This window comes from Trueperella bernardiae, assembly GCF_030246965.1.
GTDB lineage: Bacteria > Actinomycetota > Actinomycetes > Actinomycetales > Actinomycetaceae > Trueperella > Trueperella bernardiae.
This window is the reverse complement of record NZ_CP127099.1, coordinates 224,827-246,749: the sequence shown is the minus strand read 5'-3', so window position 1 is coordinate 246,749 and position 21,923 is coordinate 224,827. Positions and strand designations below refer to the sequence as shown.

The 21,923-nt window shown below is 65.2% G+C and carries 20 protein-coding genes; 10 read left to right on the top strand and 10 right to left on the bottom strand.

Annotation, left to right across the window (positions count from 1 at the left end; all coding sequences use genetic code 11):
* The first annotated feature begins 206 nt into the window (after nt 1-206).
* Nucleotides 207-620: a recombinase family protein gene (locus tag QPC17_RS01130; protein ID WP_239218485.1), complete on the top strand. Its 414-nt coding sequence runs from the start codon at nt 207-209 to the stop codon at nt 618-620.
* Here QPC17_RS01130 and QPC17_RS01125 read toward each other — a convergent pair.
* The 5 genes from QPC17_RS01125 to ychF all read right to left on the bottom strand — a co-directional run bounded on the left by QPC17_RS01125 (nt 617) and on the right by ychF (nt 5,750).
* The gene (locus tag QPC17_RS01125) at nt 617-1,048 is read right to left on the bottom strand and encodes a single-stranded DNA-binding protein (protein ID WP_034997554.1); all 432 of its coding nucleotides are present in this window, start codon (nt 1,046-1,048) and stop codon (nt 617-619) included. The genes QPC17_RS01130 and QPC17_RS01125 overlap by 4 nt on opposite strands.
* A 91-nt stretch (nt 1,049-1,139) precedes the next feature.
* The gene (locus QPC17_RS01120) at nt 1,140-1,286 is read right to left on the bottom strand and encodes a hypothetical protein (protein ID WP_158293362.1); all 147 of its coding nucleotides are present in this window, start codon (nt 1,284-1,286) and stop codon (nt 1,140-1,142) included.
* 157 nt (nt 1,287-1,443) lie between these two features.
* Nucleotides 1,444-2,466, bottom strand: a complete 1,023-nt coding sequence (locus QPC17_RS01115; RefSeq protein ID WP_285347379.1) for a DUF4192 domain-containing protein — start codon at nt 2,464-2,466, stop codon at nt 1,444-1,446.
* A gap of 669 nt (nt 2,467-3,135) precedes the next feature.
* Nucleotides 3,136-4,647: a recombinase family protein gene (locus QPC17_RS01110; RefSeq protein ID WP_070421670.1), complete on the bottom strand. Its 1,512-nt coding sequence runs from the start codon at nt 4,645-4,647 to the stop codon at nt 3,136-3,138.
* A gap of 20 nt (nt 4,648-4,667) precedes the next feature.
* Nucleotides 4,668-5,750 (bottom strand): redox-regulated ATPase YchF, encoded by a 1,083-nt coding sequence (gene ychF, locus QPC17_RS01105; protein ID WP_285347378.1) that lies wholly within the window; start codon nt 5,748-5,750, stop codon nt 4,668-4,670.
* Between the two features lie 161 nt (nt 5,751-5,911).
* Between ychF and QPC17_RS01100 the strand changes: the two genes are divergently transcribed.
* A complete protein-coding gene (locus QPC17_RS01100; protein ID WP_070808061.1) occupies nt 5,912-7,123 on the top strand; it encodes a DNA recombination protein RmuC in 1,212 nt (403 codons plus the stop codon).
* 23 nt (nt 7,124-7,146) lie between these two features.
* Here the strand turns inward: QPC17_RS01100 and QPC17_RS01095 are convergent, their stop codons facing one another.
* Complete coding sequence (locus QPC17_RS01095; protein ID WP_236698692.1) at nt 7,147-8,208, bottom strand: 4-hydroxy-3-methylbut-2-enyl diphosphate reductase; 1,062 nt, start codon at nt 8,206-8,208, stop codon at nt 7,147-7,149.
* Nucleotides 8,209-8,423: 215 nt separating this feature from the next.
* Here QPC17_RS01095 and xseA point away from each other — a divergent pair, with 215 nt between their 5' ends.
* The 3 genes from xseA to QPC17_RS01080 are packed head-to-tail and all read left to right on the top strand — an operon-like array spanning nt 8,424 to nt 10,887.
* Nucleotides 8,424-9,665 carry an exodeoxyribonuclease VII large subunit gene (gene xseA, locus QPC17_RS01090; protein ID WP_062614020.1) on the top strand — a complete coding sequence of 414 codons (1,242 nt, stop codon included), beginning with the start codon at nt 8,424-8,426 and terminating at the stop codon, nt 9,663-9,665.
* Nucleotides 9,666-9,667: 2 nt separating this feature from the next.
* Nucleotides 9,668-9,934 carry an exodeoxyribonuclease VII small subunit gene (locus tag QPC17_RS01085; RefSeq protein ID WP_062614034.1) on the top strand — a complete coding sequence of 89 codons (267 nt, stop codon included), beginning with the start codon at nt 9,668-9,670 and terminating at the stop codon, nt 9,932-9,934.
* Complete coding sequence (locus QPC17_RS01080) at nt 9,934-10,887, top strand: carbohydrate kinase family protein (protein WP_068538768.1); 954 nt, start codon at nt 9,934-9,936, stop codon at nt 10,885-10,887. The genes QPC17_RS01085 and QPC17_RS01080 overlap by 1 nt, the downstream gene beginning before the upstream one ends.
* Here QPC17_RS01080 and QPC17_RS01075 read toward each other — a convergent pair whose 3' ends face one another.
* A complete protein-coding gene (locus QPC17_RS01075; protein WP_070445664.1) occupies nt 10,888-11,643 on the bottom strand; it encodes an isoprenyl transferase in 756 nt (251 codons plus the stop codon).
* Nucleotides 11,644-11,764: 121 nt separating this feature from the next.
* On the opposite strand from QPC17_RS01075, the gene trhA reads away from it, so the two are divergent.
* A complete protein-coding gene (gene trhA, locus QPC17_RS01070) occupies nt 11,765-12,505 on the top strand; it encodes a PAQR family membrane homeostasis protein TrhA (RefSeq protein WP_082661219.1) in 741 nt (246 codons plus the stop codon).
* Nucleotides 12,506-12,603: 98 nt separating this feature from the next.
* Here trhA and mca read toward each other — a convergent pair whose 3' ends face one another.
* Entirely contained in the window at nt 12,604-13,473 is an 870-nt protein-coding gene (gene mca / locus QPC17_RS01065; protein ID WP_068538767.1) for a mycothiol conjugate amidase Mca, read from the bottom strand.
* 242 nt (nt 13,474-13,715) lie between these two features.
* Between mca and greA the strand changes: the two genes are divergently transcribed.
* From greA to QPC17_RS01050, 3 genes are all read left to right on the top strand, one after another.
* Complete coding sequence (gene greA / locus QPC17_RS01060) at nt 13,716-14,189, top strand: transcription elongation factor GreA (protein ID WP_062614016.1); 474 nt, start codon at nt 13,716-13,718, stop codon at nt 14,187-14,189.
* Between the two features lie 26 nt (nt 14,190-14,215).
* Nucleotides 14,216-14,860, top strand: a complete 645-nt coding sequence (gene msrA / locus QPC17_RS01055) for a peptide-methionine (S)-S-oxide reductase MsrA (protein WP_068538848.1) — start codon at nt 14,216-14,218, stop codon at nt 14,858-14,860.
* Between the two features lie 88 nt (nt 14,861-14,948).
* Entirely contained in the window at nt 14,949-15,392 is a 444-nt protein-coding gene (locus QPC17_RS01050) for an FKBP-type peptidyl-prolyl cis-trans isomerase (RefSeq protein ID WP_068538766.1), read from the top strand.
* A gap of 110 nt (nt 15,393-15,502) precedes the next feature.
* On the opposite strand, the gene putP is transcribed toward QPC17_RS01050, so the two are convergent.
* Nucleotides 15,503-17,101, bottom strand: coding sequence for a sodium/proline symporter PutP (putP, locus tag QPC17_RS01045; protein WP_285347377.1), 1,599 nt, complete (start codon nt 17,099-17,101; stop codon nt 15,503-15,505).
* 207 nt (nt 17,102-17,308) lie between these two features.
* Here putP and QPC17_RS01040 point away from each other — a divergent pair, with 207 nt between their 5' ends.
* Nucleotides 17,309-20,785: a proline dehydrogenase family protein gene (locus QPC17_RS01040; RefSeq protein WP_285347376.1), complete on the top strand. Its 3,477-nt coding sequence runs from the start codon at nt 17,309-17,311 to the stop codon at nt 20,783-20,785.
* 210 nt (nt 20,786-20,995) lie between these two features.
* Here the strand turns inward: QPC17_RS01040 and QPC17_RS01035 are convergent, their stop codons facing one another.
* Nucleotides 20,996-21,850: a Bax inhibitor-1/YccA family protein gene (locus QPC17_RS01035; RefSeq protein WP_285347375.1), complete on the bottom strand. Its 855-nt coding sequence runs from the start codon at nt 21,848-21,850 to the stop codon at nt 20,996-20,998.
* Nucleotides 21,851-21,923 lie beyond the last annotated feature (73 nt).

The window sequence follows — 21,923 nt, the reverse complement described above, 5'->3', positions numbered from 1 at the left end:
TAACTTTACCATTTGGTAGGTGAAGCCTTCAACTGCGGGCGCTGGTAGGGGCACCTGGGGTACACCCCAAGCGAACAATTTGTGAATGAAAAAACTTCCTGTTCGCTAGGGTTAGTTCCAAGACTAACGGAACAGAACCGTCACTGCCTCTGGAGATCACTGAACAGTTGGGGGCGATCTCAGGACAAAAGGTGGGCTATGCCCGGGTGAGTTCGAAAGATCAGAACCTTGATCGTCAGATTGAACAACTCAAGGCAGAGAAGGTCTTCACCTATTACACGGATAAGGCCAGTGGTGGATCGCGTGAGCGCCCTGGACTTGATGAAGCAATGCGATATGTCCGTGCAGGAGATCAGCTTGTCGTCACGTCGATGGATCGGTGCGCGCGTTCACTGACGGATCTGTACGCCATTGTTGACGAGCTAGTCAGCAAAGGAGTGTCGGTGAAGTTCCTCAAGGAGGGACAGACCTACTCAAAAGACTCCACCCCGATCGCCAAGCTGATGCTAGGGCTGTTGGGTTTTGTTCAGTTGGGTAAGGCCGTGAAAGAGCTGGATCAACACCGTGAAATAGTTGAAAAAAATAACCCCGCAGGTTTCCCTGCGGGGTGTCGTTGTTAGAACGGTGCTTCGTCGTTGTCGGCGTCAGCGCCAGCCAGGGCGGCGTTCGCCGCCTCGCCTCCGCGACGGGCTGCGCGCGCAGCGGACTCTTTCTTGGAGTCGATCAGCTGCACGGTGTCGATACGGGCGACCAGCGGGTAGTGCTTCACACCGTCCTTGTCGGTGTAGACGTCGGTCTTCAGCGAGTAGCTCACTGCGACACGGTCGCCGGACCCGATGCAGCCGAACACGCCGGGGTTCTTCGCGTCCTGGACGTAGCCGGTCAGCTCCACGATCTCGCTTTCCACCTTGCCGGTGGCCTTGTTCTTGAAGGTGTTGCGCGCATAGACGCTGAGCTTCACCGTCGCACCGCCGTTTGCGTGCTCGAACAGCTTCGGTGCGCGAGCTGCGTTGCCGACGATGGTGCCGTTGTTGAAGGGGTTGGACATGATGGTTCTCCTTACGTGAGTGGGTGTGAATTGCCGTGCAATTTGGGTGTTGAAGCAGCTGCTTTGCTGCTGCGGGGCGGTTGCGCTGTCGTTACAACACTGCCCAGGGCAGCGGTGTGCCTGCCGCCTCTAGGTCGCGCAGTTCTTGTGCTGCACCCGGATCGGCGTCCTCGCCGTCGATGCCGTCGGCGAGCTGGTAGAGCAGTTCCAGGTCGGTGTGGGTGATGTCGCGCATCACGTGCCTCCTTGTTCGGATTGATGGTCAATCCGTCTGTTGGAGACAGCTCTGCTGTCTAAAGGTCACTCCCCTGCCTCGTTGCGGTGTCTGTCGTCGCAAGCCAAGGCCCCGCGAGAAAAAGAAACCCCGTTGCATTGCTACAACGGGGTGTGTGGTGCTACTCGGCAAACAAGATCGTGCGGGTCTTCTCAGCGCCCTCGCGGACAAGCTCGACCATCCGCTCGCCCTGGCCGATATCGGTCAGCTTCGCCACCAGCGACGGGAAGTTCTCGTCTGGCCCGATCTCGGTGGCTCGCTGCGCAGCCACGCCAGCTAGCCCCGGCTGGCCTGTGGCGTGAGCGAGCACGGCAACAGTGGCGGTGAGCTGCGAGCGCATGCCTGGCCAGCTGGTCGGGACAGCGCGCATAACCTTCTCTATGAACGCAAGGCCCGCCTGCGGGTCATCGAGCAGCGCCGCGAGCAGCGTGTCCCGCAAGCGCGGCGTGGTGAAGCATTTCAGCGCAGACCGAACAGCGCGAGCGCTCGGCTGGGTGATCCCTGCCGCCGCCTGCTCGTATTCACGCTGCAGCACGTCGGAGAACATGGGCGGGATATACGCCAGCGCGTCTTCGATGATGTCGGCGTGCTCGGCAGCGTCGATGCCGTGATCGGTGCTGTTCAACCGTGCCTCGATGTCGTCTTTGCTCGGCTCCGGCAGCTCGCCGGTGTGCTCTAGCATCTGCCGCAGCGCCGCCGATGCGGCGACCTCGCCGACAACGCCGTGGCGCGGCTCGTCGATGAGCGGATGCTGGTACACAGACCACCAAGCAGCCCCAGTGACGATCTCGGGCACCTGCACCACCCCGAGCAGCGGCGGTAGGTGCACTGCCCCACTAGTGAGATACGTGGCCGTCTCGTCAAAGACCGGCTGCGCAATGTCATCGCTGATCATGTACGCGATAACAGCGTCGAGTTCGAGGTGGTGGACCCACGCTGCGAACCGCTCGCGACTCTCGGTGAGCTTCTCCACGGCCTCGTCCAGATCGAACCGCGCGACCGGGCCGAGGCGGACGGTGTCGACGCCCTCGTCGTCGACGAAGAACGCGAGGATCAGCGAGTTGTTCGGGTAGAAGCCGAGGATGCCGGGGAGGTTCGCGAGGATCTCGCCGTGAGATGCAAGCGTGTGGGAATGAGTGGACATGGCAGTGCTCCTTTGCACGAATACGGGGTGAACGTGGTCAATCCCGTATTCAGTCCGGCTCTGCCGGTCGCAGGCGTATCCCCGCAGTGCAGTGCCTTTGTGCGCTCGGCGTCGCTAGCGCAGCCTGATGCTCGCTCGCTGGGTGCGAGCGCTAGCGACGCAGCATTGTTAGATCCCCGCGTCGCCGCTGGTTAAGCGTTACCTTTGGCGCGGTTGTGAGACTTGCACAGCAGTTCGCAGTTGCTTTCCTCGAACTGCCGACTCCCGTGGCGTTCCTTCGTTGCTGCCGTCCTAGCAATCACTAAGCAATGCACCGAAAACCTGCGCCGCGTCGTTGGAGCGTCGCAGTTCCGTTTGGTGCAGGATTTTGACCCTAGTGCACCAGCTAGTGCACCAAATGGCGATCCGATCACAAAATGAAGAAGGCCCCTACCAGCGTTTCCACTGGTAGGGGCCTTATCTTAGTAGCGGGGGCTGGATTCGAACCAACGACCTCTGGGGTAACAAGAGCCGTGTCATACTTCCTGCGAACGCCACGGTTGAGCAGTGTCGCCCCCGATACACGAAGGCAGATCTCCCCCGAACTGCCGGCTCCCGTGGCGTTCCTTCGTAAGAGCTTTGCGCGCCGCAGCGCATGCGCGCGATTGTTGACGTGTCACACACTGCAACCTAGTTCCACACGATCTGCACCGATTCAGGGTTAAAGGTCTTGGTGCCGCGCACGCCACGGCGCAGGCGCACCTGGCACAGGGTATTGATGACTCGGCGCTGCACGGCAAGCTCTGCGTTGTCGAAGGCATCCACGGGCGAGGCGTAGCCGGTTGTGTCGAGCAGCGCCGATGCGCCAGCAAGACGGGCACGGCGCGTTTCGAGTTTCTCGATCTGCGGCTCATAACGGTTTCGCGCGCGCTTGAGGTCACGGGCCTCGATAAGCTCCTCATCGTAGTCAGCCTGGACGCGGGCGAGCTTTGCGCGAAGCTCAGCGAGTTCGTCGTCGATGGCGTTGACCTCGTCGTCGTCCACAGTCGGCAGCAGGTCCGCCAGGTCGTCACGGCCAAGGCGGGCGCGGATCACGGCGAGCACAAAATCATCGACGCTATGTGTGCGCACTAATCCACAGGCGGCGCAGCGGTAGCGGTCGGCATGTGTGCGCACGGGGTTGCCACACTCGTCGCAGACATACAGACCCGAGCCGAGATGGCGGCGAGTGTTCCGGCGCTCCTTGTTGGTCAGCCGGTCGGGATCGTCGAGCACGTTCTGCACGCGCCACCACAGATCTGGTGTGACGATCGGCTCCCACTGCCCTTTCACCGGCTCGCCGGTATCGGGGTCGCGGACGATATGCGTGACACGGCGGTATTTGTTCTTCACGCCTTTGCGCTTGGCCTTCTTATAAGTGGAGTAACCCGCATACACGGGGTTGCGCAGGATCGAGTGCAACGACGTGTAGGCCCACGGCTGCGCGTCGGGAACCGGCTTTTCTTCCTGGCCTTCAGCGCGGCGTCGAGCGTTGCGCTCTGTGACCACGGTGTACATATGGCGCGGCGTGGTCGGGATATCCGGCAAGCCCGGTTGATCGACCCCAGATAAGGCGCGCGCAATGTCGCGCATGGAGTTGCCCCTCTCGACAGCGCGGAACATACCGAGCACGGCGGCGGCTTCGGATGGAATGATCTCGCCGGTGGAGGTGTAGCCGATAGGGCGCACACCGCCGGAGTACCAGCGGCCCTGCTCGGCGCGTTGCTGTTGCGCACGAGACTGGCGCATGCTCTTTCGCTCGATCTCGCCGCGTGCCACGGCTGCTTTGATGCGCGCGTACATTCTGCCGCCGTCGGTGGCAAGGTCAGCATCACCGTTCGCAGTGACGAGTTTCAGCCCCTGCTCCTCTGCCCTGTCGATCCACTCTTCGAGCTGCCAGGGCTGCCGTGTGAGGCGGTCGAGGTCCCAGCAAATGATCGCGTCGATCTCGCCGCGCTCAAAGGACGCCACCATCGCGTCGTAGTCGGGGCGGTCCACGTCCTTCTTCGACGCGGAGATCGACTGATCGACGTAGGTATGCACGACGTCCCAGCCGCGTTGCTCGGCAAGGGCTTCGCAGTCCTGGCGCTGCCGGTCGATGGCGAGGCCGTCCATGGCAGCATCGAGCGAGATACGGAGGTAAATAGCAGCACGTGTTGTCATGCCGCTAACACTAGCGCGCCTCAGGTTACATTGAAACGAAACTCCACGACGTCGCCGTCGGCCATCACGTAGTCCTTGCCCTCCATGCGCACGCGCCCATGCGCCCTGGCCTCGGCCATGGAGCCGAACTCCACCAGCTCGTCGTAGGAGACCACCTGCGCCTTGATGAAGCCGCGCTCGAAGTCGGTGTGGATGACGCCGGCGGCCTGCGGTGCAGTCCAGCCCTTGTGGATGGTCCAGGCACGGGCTTCTTTCGGGCCGGCGGTGAGGTAGGTTTGCAGGCCAAGGGTGTCGAAGCCGACCCGGGCCAGCTTGTCCAGGCCGGACTCATCCTGGCCGGTGGATTCGAGCAACTCCCGGGCCTCGTCCGGTTCGAGCTCGATGAGCTCGGCTTCGAACTTGGCGTCGAGGAAGATCGCCTCGGCGGGCGCCACCAGCTGACGTAGCTCTTCCTGCATAGCGGCGTTGGCCAGCCCGTCGTCGTCGGTGTTGAAGACGTAGATGAAGGGCTTGGTGGTCATGAGCTGGAAGGACTTGAGGATGTCCTGGTCGAGGTGGATGCCTGCGGAGGACAGGGTTTTGCCGTCGTAGAGGATCTCGAGCGCGTCCTTGGCGGTTTGCACGTGCTCGGGGCCGATTTTCTTGCTGGTCAGTTCCTTCTGTAGGCGCGGGAGTTGCTTTTCGAGGGTCTGGATGTCGGCGAGGACGAGCTCGGTGGTGATCGTGTCGATATCGGACTTCGGGTCCACCTTGCCGTCCACGTGCGTGACGTCCGGGTCCGCGAACGCGCGCGTGACCTGGCAGATCGCGTCGGCCTCGCGGATGTTGGCGAGGAACTGGTTGCCAAGGCCCTCCCCCTCGGACGCACCGCGCACGATCCCCGCGATATCCACAAACGACACCGTAGCCGGCAGGACCTTCTGCGAGCCGAAGATCTCGGCCAGCTTCTCCAGGCGCGGGTCCGGCAGCGGCACCACGCCCACGTTCGGCTCAATCGTGGCGAACGGGTAGTTCGCGGCCAGCACGTTGGCGCGCGTCAGGGCGTTAAAGAGGGTCGACTTACCGACGTTGGGCAGTCCAGCAATACCAATTGTTAAGCTCACGGCCCCAGTCTAGTTGCCGCGCGTTTCTTTCCCAAAGTGGCAGGCTTTCTCCGACGACGACGGGCGGCCGGTCGCGGCACGAGCTCCCGTCGCGACGACGCCCGGCAGAAAGACGACGCCCGGCAGAAAAACTTGTCGGAGGGCGGCGATAGTGTGGAGGCATGATCTCGACACCTCTATTTGTTGTATTCGTGGCACTCGCCGCGGCGCTGGGCGCGGCGCTCGGGTGGCTGGCGGCATCCGCGCGGGCGGGCAATGCCACAGCGGAATGCGCCGAAGAAGTGGCGGCGTTGCGGGCGCGGGTGGCGCAGGCCGACGCCCGCGCAGAGCGGCTCCTGGAGGAGAATGAGGGCCTCATCCAGCGCTCACGCGACGACGCCAATATCCTCCAAGCGCTCTCCCCCATCACTCAGCAACTCGACAGGGTGAGTGCGCACGTACGTAGCTTGGAGACGACGGCGGCCACCCAGCATTCGGAGATGGTTACGCACATGCGCCGCGAGGCGCAGATCGGCGCCGAGCTGTCCTCGGCCACGGCCTCCCTCAACGCGGCGTTGCGCTCCACCACGGCCCGCGGTCAGTGGGGCGAGGTCCAGTTACGGCGGATCGTGGAGGCTGCCGGGATGCTCGAGCACGTGGACGTGGACATCCAGGTTGCCTCCAAGCGCTTCGCGGGCGGGAAGGGCAAGGACTCCACGCTCAGGCCGGACGCGATCATCCACCTGCCTGGCGATGGGCACCTGGCCATCGATTCGAAGGCACCCATGGATTCCTACCTGCTCGCGATGGAGATCCCGGCCGACGATCCGGCCGCCGCCCCGGAACGGGCGGAGTTGCTGCAGAAGCACGCTAAAGCTCTGCGCGCCCACGTTGGTGAGCTCATCAAGCGCAACTACCCGGGTGACTTCCCGGAGTCCCCACAGGTCACCATCTTGTTCCTGCCCTCGGAGGCATTGCTCGCGGAGGCAACTCAGGCCGACCCCACCCTGCTCGAGTACGCCCTGGGCAGGGGCGTGGTACTCGCATCGCCCTCCTCACTGCTGGCGATCCTGCGCACGGTGGCGTCGGTGTGGACGTCGGCGGCGGCATCCGCCGAGGCGCGGGACATCGTGGAACTCGGGCGCACGTTGGTCGAACGTATCTCCGTGGTGGTGAGCCACCTTGAGCGGCTGGGCAAGAGCATTGGCCAGTCGGTCAACCACTACAACGCCGCCGTGAGTTCCATCGAATCGCGGCTTCTGGTCTCGGCGCGCTCGCTGTCCTCTCTCCAGCCGAGCGCGCCACACGCCCTGGACGGGCCGCCGCCCGTGCGAGATGCGAGCGCTCAGGTGGTGGAGTTCCGCTCCCCCGAGCTGTCGCACAGGGAGGGGTGATACCAGAGTGAGCGTGAGATGAACTAGGCGCCGGCGATGTTGCCAGTCCCCCGCGCGTTCGACACGCGGCCGCGTTCCCCGGCGCTGCGGGCCCGGTGCGGTCGGTCGGGCTCCACGCCCACGGCCTTGAGGTCGGCGCGCAGGTTCTTCGGCAGGGAGAACTGCACGTCCTCCTGCACGGTGGTAACGGGGATGACCTCGGTGTACCCGCGCGCCTTGAGCGCCTCGACCACGTCGCGCACCAGGATCTCCGGCACGGACGCACCCGAGGTGACGCCCACGGTCATCGCGCCCTCGAACCACTCGGGCTGGAGCTCGTCGGCCTTGTCCACCCGGTAAGAAGCGCCGGCCCCGGCCTCGAGCGCCACCTCCATGAGGCGCACCGAGTTCGAGGAGTTCGCCGAGCCCACGGTGATGACCACGTCAGATTCGGGCGCCATCTTCTTCACCGCCACCTGGCGGTTCTGCGTGGCGTAGCAAATGTTGTCACTCGGCGGGTCGATGAGGTTGGGGAAACGCTCGCGCAGGGCGCGCACGATCTCCATCGTCTCGTCCACCGATAGCGTGGTCTGCGAGATCCACGCCACCCGGTCCGGGTCGCGCACCTCCACCCCCGCCACGTCTTCGATCCCGTTGACGATCTGGATGTGGGAGGGCGCCTCGCCGTACGTGCCCTCCACTTCCTCATGCCCGGTGTGGCCGATGAGGAGGATGTCGTAGTCGTCGTCGGCAAAACGGACAGCCTGCTTGTGCACTTTGGTCACGAGCGGGCAGGTGGCGTCGATGGTCTGCAGCTGGCGGCTCTCGGCCTGCCTGTGCACCTCGGGCGAGACGCCGTGCGCAGAAAAGACAACGCGCGCGCCTTCTGGCACCTCGTCGGTCTCATCCACAAAGATCGCGCCGCGCGCCGTGAGCGTCTCCACCACGAACTTGTTGTGCACGATCTCCTTGCGCACGTACACCGGCGCCCCGTACAGCTCGAGCGCCTTCTCCACCGCGTCCACCGCCCGATCCACGCCGGCGCAATAGCCGCGCGGGCTCGCCACCAGGATCCGCTTGCCCTCCGGGCTCGGCTCGGACGGGATGTCCTGCGGGAAGGCCGACGCGCCGGCCAGGGTGACGGGAAGCTCCTTGATCTCATTCACGCCGCAATCCTATCGGCATTGCCGCCGTTCCGCCCGCCCGCGCGCACGACGACGCCGCCCACTTTCCCCACGACGCGCGGCCCCCGCCAGGCCGCCGCCCCTCACCGTGCGCCCAGTCCCGGCAATCGCGCTCGCCCAACCGGTAGGCTGTTCACGTGAGCATCAAAGTCCCGGACGACCTGCCCCAGCTGGCCCATCTCACCAGCCCCGAGCACCCATGGCCGTTGCGCCTGCTGTCAGCGAAGATTGGTGAGTACGTGGCGAAGATGTCGCGTCTATGGGTGGAGGGTGAAGTCATCCAGCTCAATCGCCGCGCGAACGCCCGGGTCCAGTTCTTTACGCTTGCCGACCTCGAAGAGAAGATGACGATCACGTGCAAGATCTGGTCGCACAATTTACCGCCCACGATCAGCGAGGGCTCGCGCGTCATCATTGCCGCCAAGCCTGACTTTTGGACGGGCAACGGTTCCCTGTCGTTGCAGGTGGACGAGATCCGCACGGTCGGCGTCGGCGACCTCCTGGCCCGCATCGAGCAGCTTAAAGTCAAGCTCGCGGCCGAAGGCCTATTCGACCCGGCGAAGAAGAAGCCCCTGCCCTTCCTTCCGCGCAAGATTGGCCTCATCTGCGGGCGTAACACGCAGGCGATGCACGACGTCGTCGAGAACGTCCAGCGCCGCTGGGCTGCGGCGCGCTTCGAGATCCGCGAGGTGCAAGTGCAGGGCGCGGGCGCCGTCGATGCGATGATCCCCGCGCTCCAGGAGTTGGACGCGATCGACGACGTCGACGTCATCGTCCTCGCCCGCGGAGGCGGCTCCGTGGAGGATCTGTTCCCGTTTTCCGACGAGCGGCTGGTCCGGGCAGCTTTCTCCGCCACCACTCCGATCGTCTCCGCAATCGGGCATGAGCCGGACTCTCCTGTGCTCGACTTCGTGGCTGACTTCCGCGCCTCCACTCCCACGGATGCGGCGAAGAATATCGTGCCCGATGTGGGTGAGGAGCGCCAGGGGCTGACGACCACCGTCCGCCGGGGCCGGATCGCGGTGGACCACCTGCTTGACTTGGCCTTGAGCGAACTGGCCACGCTCCGCGCCCGCCCCTCCCTCACCCACCCCGAGGCGATGGTGGACAACCGTGCCGAAGACCTTGCCAACCTGCGCGAATGGTCCCACGTCCACATCCGCCGGATCCTCGACTCTCACGTCACCGCGCTCGAGGCCGAGCTCGGCAGACTGCGGACCTTGTCCCCACTGTCGACGCTGAAGAGGGGCTACGCTGTCATTAGAACCGAGGATGGACTCGTGGGCAGCGTGGCCGGCGTCGCCGTAGGTGCCGCGGCTCGCGCAACGCTCCATGACGGCACCCTCGACATGACGATCGACCACGTCACGAAGGGATGATCATGGCAAAGGCCCCGCGCCCGCAGGAGCTCGATGAGAAGGTAGCCGAGCTCAGTTACGAAGATGCCCGTTCGCGGCTGGTCGAGATCGTCACGCGCCTCGAACAGGGCAACATCCCCCTCGAGGAGGCCCTCACGATGTGGGAGCTGGGTGAGGCGCTGGCCCGGCGTTGCGAGGCGTGGCTCGACGGCGCCCGCGAGCGCCTCCGCGCCGCCCAGACCGCCGCCGCTTCTTCCCCTGCCAGCTCCGTCCCGGAAGAGGAGGAGTGATGAGCTGCCTTGTGATCGGTGAGTCCCTCATCGACGTCGTCAAGCGCGGCCCGACTGAGACCACGCGCCACCCGGGCGGTTCCCCGATGAACGTGGCCGTGGGCCTGGCGCGCCTGGGACGCCGGGTCACGCTCCTCACCCGTTTTGGTGATGATTTTGATGGCGATACGATCCGCGACTACGTGGAAAGCGCCGGCGTCACGCTCATGCCGGGGGCGGTGGACACGGACGCGACGTCGATCGCGATGGCGTCCCTTGACGAGCACGGGCATGCCACCTACCGCTTTGACGTGCACTCGGCGTACGTGGACCCGCCGGCGGCCGGCGAAAAGCGCGCCGCCTTGCTCGCTCACCCGCCGCTCCACGTTCACATCGGCTCGATCGGCGCCCACCTGCGCCCGGGCTCGGACACGGTGCGCCGCTGGATCGAGCTATTGAGCTCGTATTCGACCGTCTCCTATGACCCGAACGTGCGCCTGTCGATCCTCGGCTCGTCGGCGTCGATCGTGGCGGACATGGAGGCGATGCTGCCCTACATCGACATCGTCAAGGCCTCCACCGACGACCTGGCGATGCTTTATGGTCCCGACGTCGACCCGGCGGCGTTCGTCAGCCACCTGTTCGAGCGTGGGGTGAAGTTTGTGGCGATCACCGACGGGCCGAACGGCTCGCGCTTCTTCACCCCCACCACCTCGGTCCACATCCCGGCCCCGCAGGTAGAGGTGGTGGACACGGTGGGCGCCGGGGATGCCATGATGGCCGCGCTCATCGACTCCCTCGCCCGGATCTCCGTACTCGGCGAGGACCGTGCGCGTCTGACCTCGATCTCCTCCCAGATGCTGCAGTCCGTGGGCGAGTACGCCTCGCGCGCGGCCGGCATCACGGTGTCGCGTGCGGGGGCCAACCCGCCTACGCGGGCCGAGCTCAACGACGTCGTGGCAAACCTCCTATAGCTACTTGCCCATGCGCCGCTCGCGGGCGGCATAGTCGCGCAGAGCGCGCAGGAGGTCTGTGCGGCGGAATTCGGGCCAGTAGGCCTCGCAGAAGTAGAGCTCGGTGTGGACGGTTTGCCACAGCATGAAGCCACTCATGCGCTGTTCGCCGGAGGTGCGAATAATGAGGTCCGGGTCTGGCTGGCCCTTGGTGTACATGTGCTCGGTGATGGTGCTGATGTTGATCTCGTCGGCCACCTGCTCGAGCGTGGCGCCTTCCTTGGCACGTTCACGCAGGTAGGTGCGCACGGCGTCGGTGATCTCGTGACGCCCGCCATAGCCGACGGCGATGTTGACTGTCATCCCCGACGAGCCCGCGGTGCGTTCCTCGGTGGCGCGCAGGCGGGCAGCAAACTCCTCGGGCACCAGCTTCAGGTCGCCGATGATGCGGATCTTCCAGCGCCCGCCGAGGGTTTCCACGGTCTCGGCGATGATCGCCATGAGCGGGGCGAGCTCGTCGGGCGAGCGCTTGAGATTATCGGTGGACAGCATCCACAGGGTGACGATCTGGATTCCGGCCTCCGCGCACCAGTCCAGCACCTCGCTCACGTGGTCGGCGCCCTTGCGGTGCCCCGCCGACGCCGACGAGCCCAGCTGCTTGGCCCAGCGCCTGTTGCCATCCAGGATGATGCCCACGTGGCAGGGCCGGCGCTCCGGGTCGATTTCGCGCGCGAGGCGGCGCTCGTAGAGCGAGTAAAGAAAATCGGGGACGCGCATGGGCCAACCTTTCCTTCCACCGGTATACATTTCCCAGTTTAGCCGCACTCCCGCCGCGAGGGTCTGCCACTGCATTCCCTTCACCCTTTGTTCCGCCCGGTGCGAGGATTAGGGTAAAGATATGATCGATCAAGCAAATCCCGCGGGCAGCGACATCGGGCCCGCCACTCCGGTGCCCCCGGTCGAACAGGCGCCCTCCTCGCGCGCCGAGCGCAAGGCCTACTATTCGGCCCTGCCCAAGCCGAAGGTGCGCGGGTGGATTCACGCCATCACCGCTCCCCTGGCTCTTGCCAACGGCATCCTCCTCATCATCTTCGCCTCCGGCACGGCCGCAACCCTCGCGTGCGTGGTCTTCGCCCTGTCGGCCGTCCTCCTCTTCGGCAATTCGGGCCTGTACCACCTGGGAAACTGGGGCGAGAAGGTCCACGCCATCCTGCGGCGCATCGATCACGCCAACATCTTCCTCCTCATCGCCGGCACCTACACCCCGCTATCCGTGGTGCTGCTTCCCACCAAGACTGCCGCGCTCGTGCTCGGGATCGTGTGGAGCGGAGCGATCGTCGGCACGCTCATCCACGTGTTCAAGTTGCACGCTCCGCGCTGGTTCCTTGTGGCGCTCTACGTGGCCCTCGGCTGGGTGGCGATCTGGTTCCTGCCCAGCTTCTGGCGCACGGGCGGTGCGGCGATCGTGGTCCTCCTCATCGCCGGCGGCGTGGCCTACACGATCGGCGCCGTGATGTACGCGCTACGCTGGCCGAACCCGTGGCCCAAGTGGTTCGGCTTCCACGAGTTCTTCCACACGGGCACCGTGATCGGCTACACGTGCCACTCGGTGGCCGTGTGGCTGGCGCTCTTCGTGTAGGGGCGCCGATTGAAACAAACTGGACGATTTTGGGGTCATCCGCTCATATACGAAGATCGCCCCAGAATCGTCCAGTTTTCTTAAATTCCGCCGGGCCGTTACTCGACCAGCTCCACGCCCGGCACCCGCTCGAACAGGTCGGTCTCGACGCCGGCCGCGTGCCCGACCGTCGTGAGCGCCAGCACGTACTCTTCCCACGGCCAGATCTTGGCCTCCAGCTCGCGGGGCATCGCGAAGAAGAAGCCGTCGGGGTCGATCTGGCTGGCGTGGGCCAGCAGGGCGGCGTCGCGCTGGGGGAAGAAGTCGGCCACGTCGACGCGGGCGGAGGGCTGGATCGCCACCGTGTCGCGCGCGAGCCACCCCTCGAACGGGCTGTCCTGACCCGCGGCGCGCAGGGCCGAATCGAAGGCCTCGATGCGCGGCCTGTTAAACATGACGTCGTAATACACCTTCGACACCTGCCACGGCTCGCCTGCCTCAGGGTAGGCCTGGGGATCGTGGGCGGCGGCAACCGCCATGATCGAGGCGACGTGCGTGCGGATATGGTCCGGGTGCGGGTAGCCGCCGTTCTCGTTGTAGGTCAGCAGCACCTGCGGTTTGAACTCGCGGATCTGCCGGACGAGCGCGCCAACGACGACGTCGAGCGGCGCCATCGCAAAGCACCCCGGGTCCAAGGCCGGGAGCGGATCACCTTCGGGCAGGCCGGAGTCGATGAAGCCCAGCCACACGTGCTCGATCCCGAGCGCCTCGGCAGCGCGGGCCATCTCCTCGCGACGCGCGGCCGGGAGGTTGGCCGCCAGGTCGGCGTCGTTGAAAAGGCGCGGGTTGAGGATGTCGCCGCGCTCGCCGCCAGTACACGTGACGACGCGGACCCTGCCATGCTTGGCGTACTTGGCCATCGTGCCGGCCCCCTTGGACGATTCGTCGTCCGGGTGGGCGTGGACTGCCATCAGTCTGCGTTCTGCCACAGTTCCTCCTCGTCAATAGTTACCACGGCAGAGTATAGAGCAACGTCAAGAGCAGGGCCGAGCGCAAACCACTTTCTCACACGCCCGCGCGCGGGGTTCTCCGCCCTGAGGAAACACGTCCGCGGCCCCTTGAAGCTGGCACGTTCTTGGTGTTATTCTCGCCAGATACATGCCCGAAATGGCGGGCATGTTTTTGTTGCCGTGGGGCGCGCAGGAGCGCTCGCACTATAAGGAGGAACCTCATGGCTGAGACCACGTGGCTGTCGAAGGAGTCGTTCGATCGCCTGTCCGCTGAGCTGGAGGAAATGAAGACCACCGGCCGCGCCGAAATCGCCCAGCGCATCGAGGCGGCCCGCTCGGAGGGCGACCTGCGCGAGAACGGCGGCTACCATGCCGCGCGCGAGGAGCAGTCCAAAATGGAGGGCCGCATCCAGGAGCTGACCTACCTCCTCGAGCATGCTGAGGTGGGCGAGGGCTCGAAGGATACCGGCGTGGTCGCCCCGGGCCTCATCATCACGGCCACTGTCAACGGCAAGGAGAAGCGCTTCCTGCTCGGTGCCCGCCAGGCGCAGGACTGGGTGGACGTGGACGTCTATCCCGAATCCGCGCCGCTGGGCGAGGCGATCATGGGCCTGAAGGTGGGCGATTCCACCTCCTACATCGCACCGAACGGCAAGGAATTCACTGTCGATATCCTGTCGATCGAGGCCAACTAGTGTTCATTCGCCGCCCCACCCCCACGATGGTGTCGCCCGAGGCCGCGCTGCCCGGGCGGGCCGAGCCGATCCTGGTCAACCCCGCCCGGCACCTGAAGCTAGGCACGGATATCCTCGCGCCCGCGGCCCACGGCCAGTTCGAAATCTTCCTCGCCGCCGGCTGCTACTGGGGCGTGGAGGAGATCATGTGGGACCTGCCCGGCGTGGTCACCACATCGGTGGGCTTCATGGGCGGCTTCACGCCCAACCCCACGTACGGTGAGGTCTGCACCGGGCTCACCGGGCATACCGAAACCGTCCGCGTGGTCTATTCTGGCGCGGAGGCGCTGCCGCTCATTCTCAAGACGTTCTGGGAGTGCCACGACCCGACCTCGCTCAACGCCCAAGGTAACGACGTGGGCACCCAGTATCGTTCGGCGATTTTCACGACGACGCCCGAGCAGTCGCGCCTCGCCCTCGACTCGCGTGCCGCTTACGACCGCGTGCTGGGTGATGCGGGCCAAAGCCCGATCGTGACGGAGATTGTGGACGCCGCGGATACCACGGGCTACTTCTCCGCCGAGGAAGACCACCAGCAATACCTCATCAAGGTGCCGAACGGCTACCGTTGCCACGCCAAGACGGGGATGGCCTGCCCGATGCCGGGCGCCGGGCCGCTGGCCGGGCTCTAGGGGCTCGGGGCACGAGGGGCTGTGGGCCTTGCCCGGGGCACCGACACGGTAGACTGGGCTCGGCTCTGTTTACTGTTGAAAGGCTGTCATGGACATCATCTACCCTGAAGTGTCGGGCTCGTTCGGCCAGATCCCCGAGCTCACGTTCCCCGAGGGCGCGCAGGCGCCGAAGGGCCTGCGCGTCAAGGTCTTGGAGGAGGGCACCGGCCGCGTCGTGCATGCGGGTGACGAGATCGAGGTCGACTACCACGGCCAGATCTGGGACGGCCCGATTTTTGACTCCTCGTATTACCGTGAGGGCGAGGCCGTTTTCCCGATCGGCGTGGGCATGGTGATCGAGGGCTGGGACGAGGCGATCGTGGGCAAGCAGGTCGGATCGCGTCTGCTCATCTGCGTGCCCCCGTTCAAGGGCTACGGTCCGCAGGGCAACGCGCGCGCCGGCATCAAAGGTGATGATGTCCTGGTATTCGTGGTGGACATCAAAGGCATCCAGGATTCGGCGTTCAACTTCAACACACTTCACGACAACTGATCGGCGCGGGGCGAGCGCGCCCCCGCCGCTTTTGAAAACTTTTGGACAAAGGGGTGTGGCCCTGGCGGTTTCGCCGGGGCCACACCCCTTGAGCTAACGCGCGTGTGCGCTTACTTGGGCAGTTCGACCTCGCTGCCGTCGTCGGCCACGAGGGTGGCCGAGCGCGGCTTGTAGCCGTCGGGGTTGTTCGCCACGGTCTGGCGGACCTCGGCCGCGAGCGCCTCGTGGTTCGACCAGTCCTTCGACAGCTGGACCGCCGTGTCGAATTCCTTCTCGATGATGGTGTTCGGACGGTAGGTCAGCGACGACATGACGTAGGTGACAACCAGGTTGACGATGAAGCCGGGCACGATCTCGTACAGGTCGAGTAGGCCGCCGTCGAGGTTGCCCCACACCGCCACAGTTACGGCGCCCATGATCATGCCGGCCAGCGCGCCGAAGCCGGTGAGTTTACGCCAGTAGAGGCTGAGGATGATGGTGGGGCCGAAGGAGGCGCCGAAGCCGGCCCAGGCGAAGGCCACAAGCTTGAGGATCGTGTCGTTCGGGTTGAGGGCGAGGCCGCTGGCGAGCACCGCGATGCCGGCCACCGCGATGCGGGAGAGCATGACGCCCTTCTTGGCCGAAAGCTTGTGGTTGGTGAACGTCATGTAGACGTCCTCGATGAGGGCGGAGGAGCTGACCAGCAGCTGGGAGGAGATCGTGGACATGATGGCCGCGAGGATGGCGGCGAGCATGAAGCCGGCGATCATCGGGTGGAAGAGGAGCTGGCCGAGCACGATGAAGACCTGCTCAGGGTTGGCGAGCAGCGACTCGTCGTGCTTGAAGATGGCCACGCCCACGAGCGCCGTGAAGAGCGCGCCGAACACGGCGAGCAACATCCAGCCGATGCCGATGCGGCGGGCCGCGGGGGCCTCCTTCGGGCTACGCAGCGCCATGAAGCGGACGATGATGTGGGGCTGACCCACATATCCCAAACCCCAGGCGACGGCCGAGATGAGGCCGATCGCGGTCACGTTCTTCAGCGGGTTGAGCAGTTCCGGGTCGATCGAGCGCGTGGTGTCGAGGACGATGTCGAAGCCGCCCACATAGATGACGCCGGCCACGGGGACCAGCACGAGGGCGAGGAGCATGATGGTGCCCTGGACGGCGTCGGTGTAGGACACCGCTAGGAAGCCGCCCACCAGCGTGTAGAACACCGTGATGGCGGCGATGATAACCATGCCCAGCTTGTAGTCCACGCCGAACGCGCCCTCGAAGAAAGTGCCACCGGCCACCATGCCGGAGGAGACGTAGAACGTGAAGTAGAACAGGATGATGAAGCCCGACACGATGCGCAGGCTGTGCGTGGAATCGCGCAGGCGCGAGTCAAGGAAGGACGGGACGGTGATCGAGTTGTTCGATACCTCGGTGTAGGAGCGCAGGCGCGGGGCCACGAACTTCCAGTTCAGCCAGGCGCCGGCCGTCAGGCCAATCGCGATCCAGAATTCGAAAACTCCGGACAGGTAGAGCGCGCCGGGCAGGCCCATGAGGAGCCAGCCGGACATGTCGGAGGCGCCGGCGGACAGGGCAGCAACCGCTGGGTTGAGCTGGCGTCCGCCGAGCATGTAGTCGTCGACATCGGAGGTCTTGCGGTAGGCCCACAGTCCGATACCGATCATGAGGAGGAAGTACAAGATCATCGTGAGGATCTGCCATGCGGTATCGCTCATCAATTTCTCCCTTGTGCTGGTAGGTGTGCCGGTTGCATGTGCGCCATGCAACACAGGCGATTGAAAGTGACAATACCCGAAAAAATTTCGATGTAAAGAGAATTCCGAAAAATGACCACTATTTCGGTAGCTAGGATCCCGTTGCCGATTTACAATGAGGGCACCTGGCCCTCGTCGGCCCCACGACTGCAAAGATGGAGATAATCAGTGGCAACAGTCAAGAATGACGTCGATTTTTCTCAGGTGGCACACGCAGCTATTGACCAGGCGAAGACTTGGGCCAAGCGTTCGGCCTCCTTCCCCGAGGATCGCGCGGGCAAGTTGCTGTCCCAGGTCCTCAAGGGTGAGGGCGGGCTCGACTTCACGGTGCAATTCGTCGACGGCGTGATCCGCCCCGAGGATCCGAAGACCCGGGCAGCCAACCTCAACAAGCTGGCGAAGAAGCCGGCCAGCTTCCTGCCCGCCTACCTGTCACTTCCCGCAAAGGTGGGTGGCGTGCTGGCCCCGGCCTCCCCCACGTTCATCACGGAAGCGGCTTTCCGCGTGTTCCGCATGCTGGTGGGTAACCTTGTGCTGGACACGACGCCGAAGAAGCTCGGCCCGGCGGTGAAGAAGCTGCGGGCCGACGGTTCGCGCCTCAACCTCAACCTGCTGGGCGAGGCCGTGCTGGGGCGCAAGGAGGCGGCGCGTCGCCTGGCGGCGGTCACGGAGCTGCTCGAGTACGACTTCGTGGACTACGTGTCGATCAAGGTCTCCTCGGTGCTCGGCGTTCACAACCCGTGGGGCTACCAGAAGGCGGTGGACCAGGCGATTGAGGCGTTGCTACCGCTGTACCGGGTGGCGAACAAAGGTGGCAAGTTCGTCAATTTGGACATGGAGGAGTACCACGACCTCCACCTCACCATCGACGTCTTCACCGGTATCCTCGACCGCGAGGAGTTTAAGAACCTGCGCGCCGGCATCGTGTTGCAGGCCTACCTGCCCGACACCCTGCCCGCGATGGAGCGTTTGCAGGAGTGGGCCGCCCAGCGCGTGGCGGACGGGGGCGCGCCGGTGAAGGTGCGCCTGGTCAAGGGCGCGAACCTGCCGATGGAGCAGGTGGACGCGCTCATGCACGGCTGGCCGCTTGCCGTCCAGCCGTCGAAGGCCGCCACGGACGCGAACTACATGCGCATCCTCGAGTACGCGTTGCGCCCGGAGCACATTTCGAACGTTAACCTGGGCATCGCCGGCCAGAACCTCTTCACCCTCGGCTTTGGCCTCAACCTCGCCAAGGCGCGCGGAGTCACGGAAGGCTTCGAGGTGGAGATGCTCAAGGGCATGGCCACCAACCAGGCGCTAGCCATCCGCGAGGACGTGGGCCGGATCCTGTACTACGTGCCCGTGGTGGATCCGGCGAACTACGACGTCGCCATCTCCTACCTCGTCCGCCGCCTCGAGGAGTCCGCGGCACACGAAAACTTCATGTCCGGCGTTTTCGAGATCGCTGATAACGACTCCGTCTTCGCCCGCGAGCGCAATCGCTTCGCCACCGGCGTCGTGGCCGCGTTCCCGGAGGCGGACCTGGCGGAGGCCATGGGCCCGCTCAACGAGGTGCCCACGCTTTCCTTCGGGCCGAACCGGCACCAGAACAGGCTGACCGACGACGTCGATCTGCTCACTTCATTCCGTAACACCCCGGATTCGGACCCGTCGCTTCCCGCCAATATCGAGTGGGCGAACCAGATTTTTGCGAAGATGGGCGATTCGGAGCTGGGCGTGCAGGGCGCCGACGACGCGCGGGTGCGCACGGTTGCCGAGATGGAACAGATCGTGGCCGAGGCACGTAAGGCCGCTCCGGAGTGGGCCGGGCTCAGCGGAGCCGAGCGCGCAAAGATCTTGCGCCGGGCTGGGCAGGTGCTCGGCGAGCGCCGCGAGGAGCTGATCGAGGTGGCCGCCTCGGAGTGTGGGAAGATCGTGGGCGAGGCTGACGTCGAGGTCTCCGAGGCGATCGACTTTGCTAACTACTACGCGGATCTGGCCGAGGAGCTGGACGAGCTGGAGGGCGTGCGCTTCTCCCCCGCGCCCGTCACCGCCGCGATCCCGCCGTGGAATTTCCCGCTGGCGATCCCGGCTGGCTCGGCGCTGGCGCCTTTGGCCACCGGCTCGGTCGTCGTCTTCAAGCCGGCCGAGCAAGCTCGCCGCTGTGGCGCCGTCATCGCCCAAGCCCTGTGGGATGCCGGGGTGTCGAAGGAAGCCCTGCGTCTGGTCGATATCCACCCGGATGAGATGGCCGAGGTGGGCGAGGCGCTCGTCACCGGCTCGGACCAGGTGATTTTGACCGGCTCGATCGAGACTGCGAAGCTGTTCCGCTCCTGGGAGCCGGACCTGGCGGTCTTTGCCGAGACCTCGGGCAAGAACGCCATTATCGTCACCCCGCAGGCCGACATCGACCTCGCGGCGAAGGACCTGGTCCAGTCCGCGTTCGGGCACGCGGGCCAGAAGTGTTCGGCGGCGTCGATTGCGATCCTTGTGGGGGCGATGGGCAAGTCGGAGCGCTTCATTAACCAGGTGGTCGACGCGGCAGAGTCGCTAGTGGTGGACTGGCCGACCAACCCGTCGGCGGAGATGGGCCCGATCATTGAGCCGGCGGCCGGCAAGCTCAAGCGCGGCCTGACCGAGCTGGAGCCGGGCCAGACGTGGCTGCTTAAGCCGCGCCAACTGGACGATTCGGGCCGCCTCTGGTCGCCCGGTATTCGCGACGGCGTCACCCCCGGCCAGGACGCTCACATGACCGAGTATTTCGGCCCGGTGTTGGGCATCATGCGCGCCGAGACCCTGGAGGAAGCGATCCGGCTGCAGAACGCGGTGGAGTTCGGTCTCACGGCCGGCCTGCACTCGCTCGACCCGGACGAGATCAAGCTGTGGCTGTCGAAGGTGGAGGCGGGCAACGTCTACGTTAACCGTGGCACGACGGGCGCGATCGTGCGTCGTCAGCCGTTCGGCGGCTGGAAGCGCTCGCAGGTGGGCACTGGTTCGAAGGCGGGCGGCCCCAACCACCTCATCGGCATGTCACACGCGGAGCCGGTGGAGGTGGCGGTGCCGGAGTCGTTCGCGACGCTGTCCTACCCCACCCTGGGCGAGTTCGACGCCCTGGCCGACAAGCTGCCGAAGGACGACGCCGGCCAGTACCGTGCCGCGCTGCGTAGCGTGGAGGCGGCACTCAAGGAACACTACCTGTCGGCGCGCGACGTGTCGGCGCTGGGCGTTGAGAAGAACGTGTTCCGCTACCGGCCCACGTCGGTGATGGTGCGCCTGGAGGATCCGGAGCAGTGGTGGAAGGTCGCCCCGATGGTGGCCGGCGCGCTCACGGGCAAGACGTCGGTGGAGCTGAGCGTGGGCGACGACCTGCGCGACACCGTGGCCCAGGCCTTCCGCGCCGCGGGCGCCACGGTCAGCGTGGCATCGCCCGCCCAGTGGCTCTCCGACCTGCCCAAGTCTGGCGCGCACAAGATCCGCTACGTCGGCGACGACGCCCGCGCGGTGGCCGAAGCCGTGGGTGGCTCGGTGGACGTGGCGATTTACGCTGAGCCCGTCACGGGCAATGGTCGGGTGGAACTGCGCCCGTTCTTCCTTGAGCAGGCGGTTGCCGCCACAAATCACCGGTTCGGCGATCACACCAAGTTGCTCGATGGAGTGATTTAGACGCCGTGAACTGAGGTGGGCCGGCCCCGACGCGGGGCCGGCCCACTTGTTTCTTGGCGCCAGGCTTGCTTTCGGTGTCCTAACCCCGGCTCATCGGCAACCGGCGATAGAGCAGCCAGGTCATTCCCCACAGCGCGGCGGCCGCGGCGAGTGCCAACATCGGCGCCCCGCTGGGGCCGACCCGCAGGCCAGCCCCCTAATCTGTTGGCTTTAGCGGTCCGAGAGGATCGCGATGAGGCGGAGAACCTCGATGTAGATCCACAGGATCGTCATGACGATCGCGATGCCCACCGTCCACGAGAACTCGCGGGGCGCACCGTTGACGATCGCGGTGTTGATGTCCTCGAAGTCGCCGATCAGCATGTAAGCGGCGATGAGGATCATGCCGGCGCCCAGGATCACACCCAGCGGAATACCCGCAACCTCGTACCCGCGCACGCCCCACGCCTGATCCAGCACGCCCGTCCACATCAGTACCAGGTTGACCAGCGAGAAGATGAGGTAGCCGAGCGCCACCGTGATGACGATCTTTCGGCCCTTCGGGGTGGTGCGCACCGCGCCCGAGTAGTGCAATGCCAGCGTCACACCGACGATGATCGCGGTGGCCAGGATGGTCTGGATCGCGATGCCCGGCACGAAGATTTCGAAGGCGGCGGTCAGCGCGCCGAGCGCCACGCCCTCGAGCACCGCGTACGCGATCGCCAGGCCGGGCTTGACCATCTTCTGGAACGCTAAGATCAGGCCGACCACGAACGCGCCGATCACCGAAACCACCGCCACCGACATCCACATGGCCGACGGGAGGAGCACGGCGGTCGCCACACCCGAAATAACGGCGATGCCGAGGAGCACGGCCACCTTGTTCAGCGCGTCGTTGTACGTCATGCGCTCGGTGGCAAACGCGCCGTTCCCGGCGACCTCGCCTTGCGCCTGGCCGTAGGCCGCCTGCTGGGCGTTCGGAGTGCCGTAGGCGTACTGGTCGCCGTAGGCGGTCTGGTCGAACTGGTTCGGCCGGACCTGCTGGGTCGAGAAGTAGGGATTACGTGTCGTAATCGGATTGCTCACGGGAGCCTCCTTTTATTAGGGCCGTCGCTACGGCCATCCACATCCCATACTAACCATGGCGTAACTAAGGGCA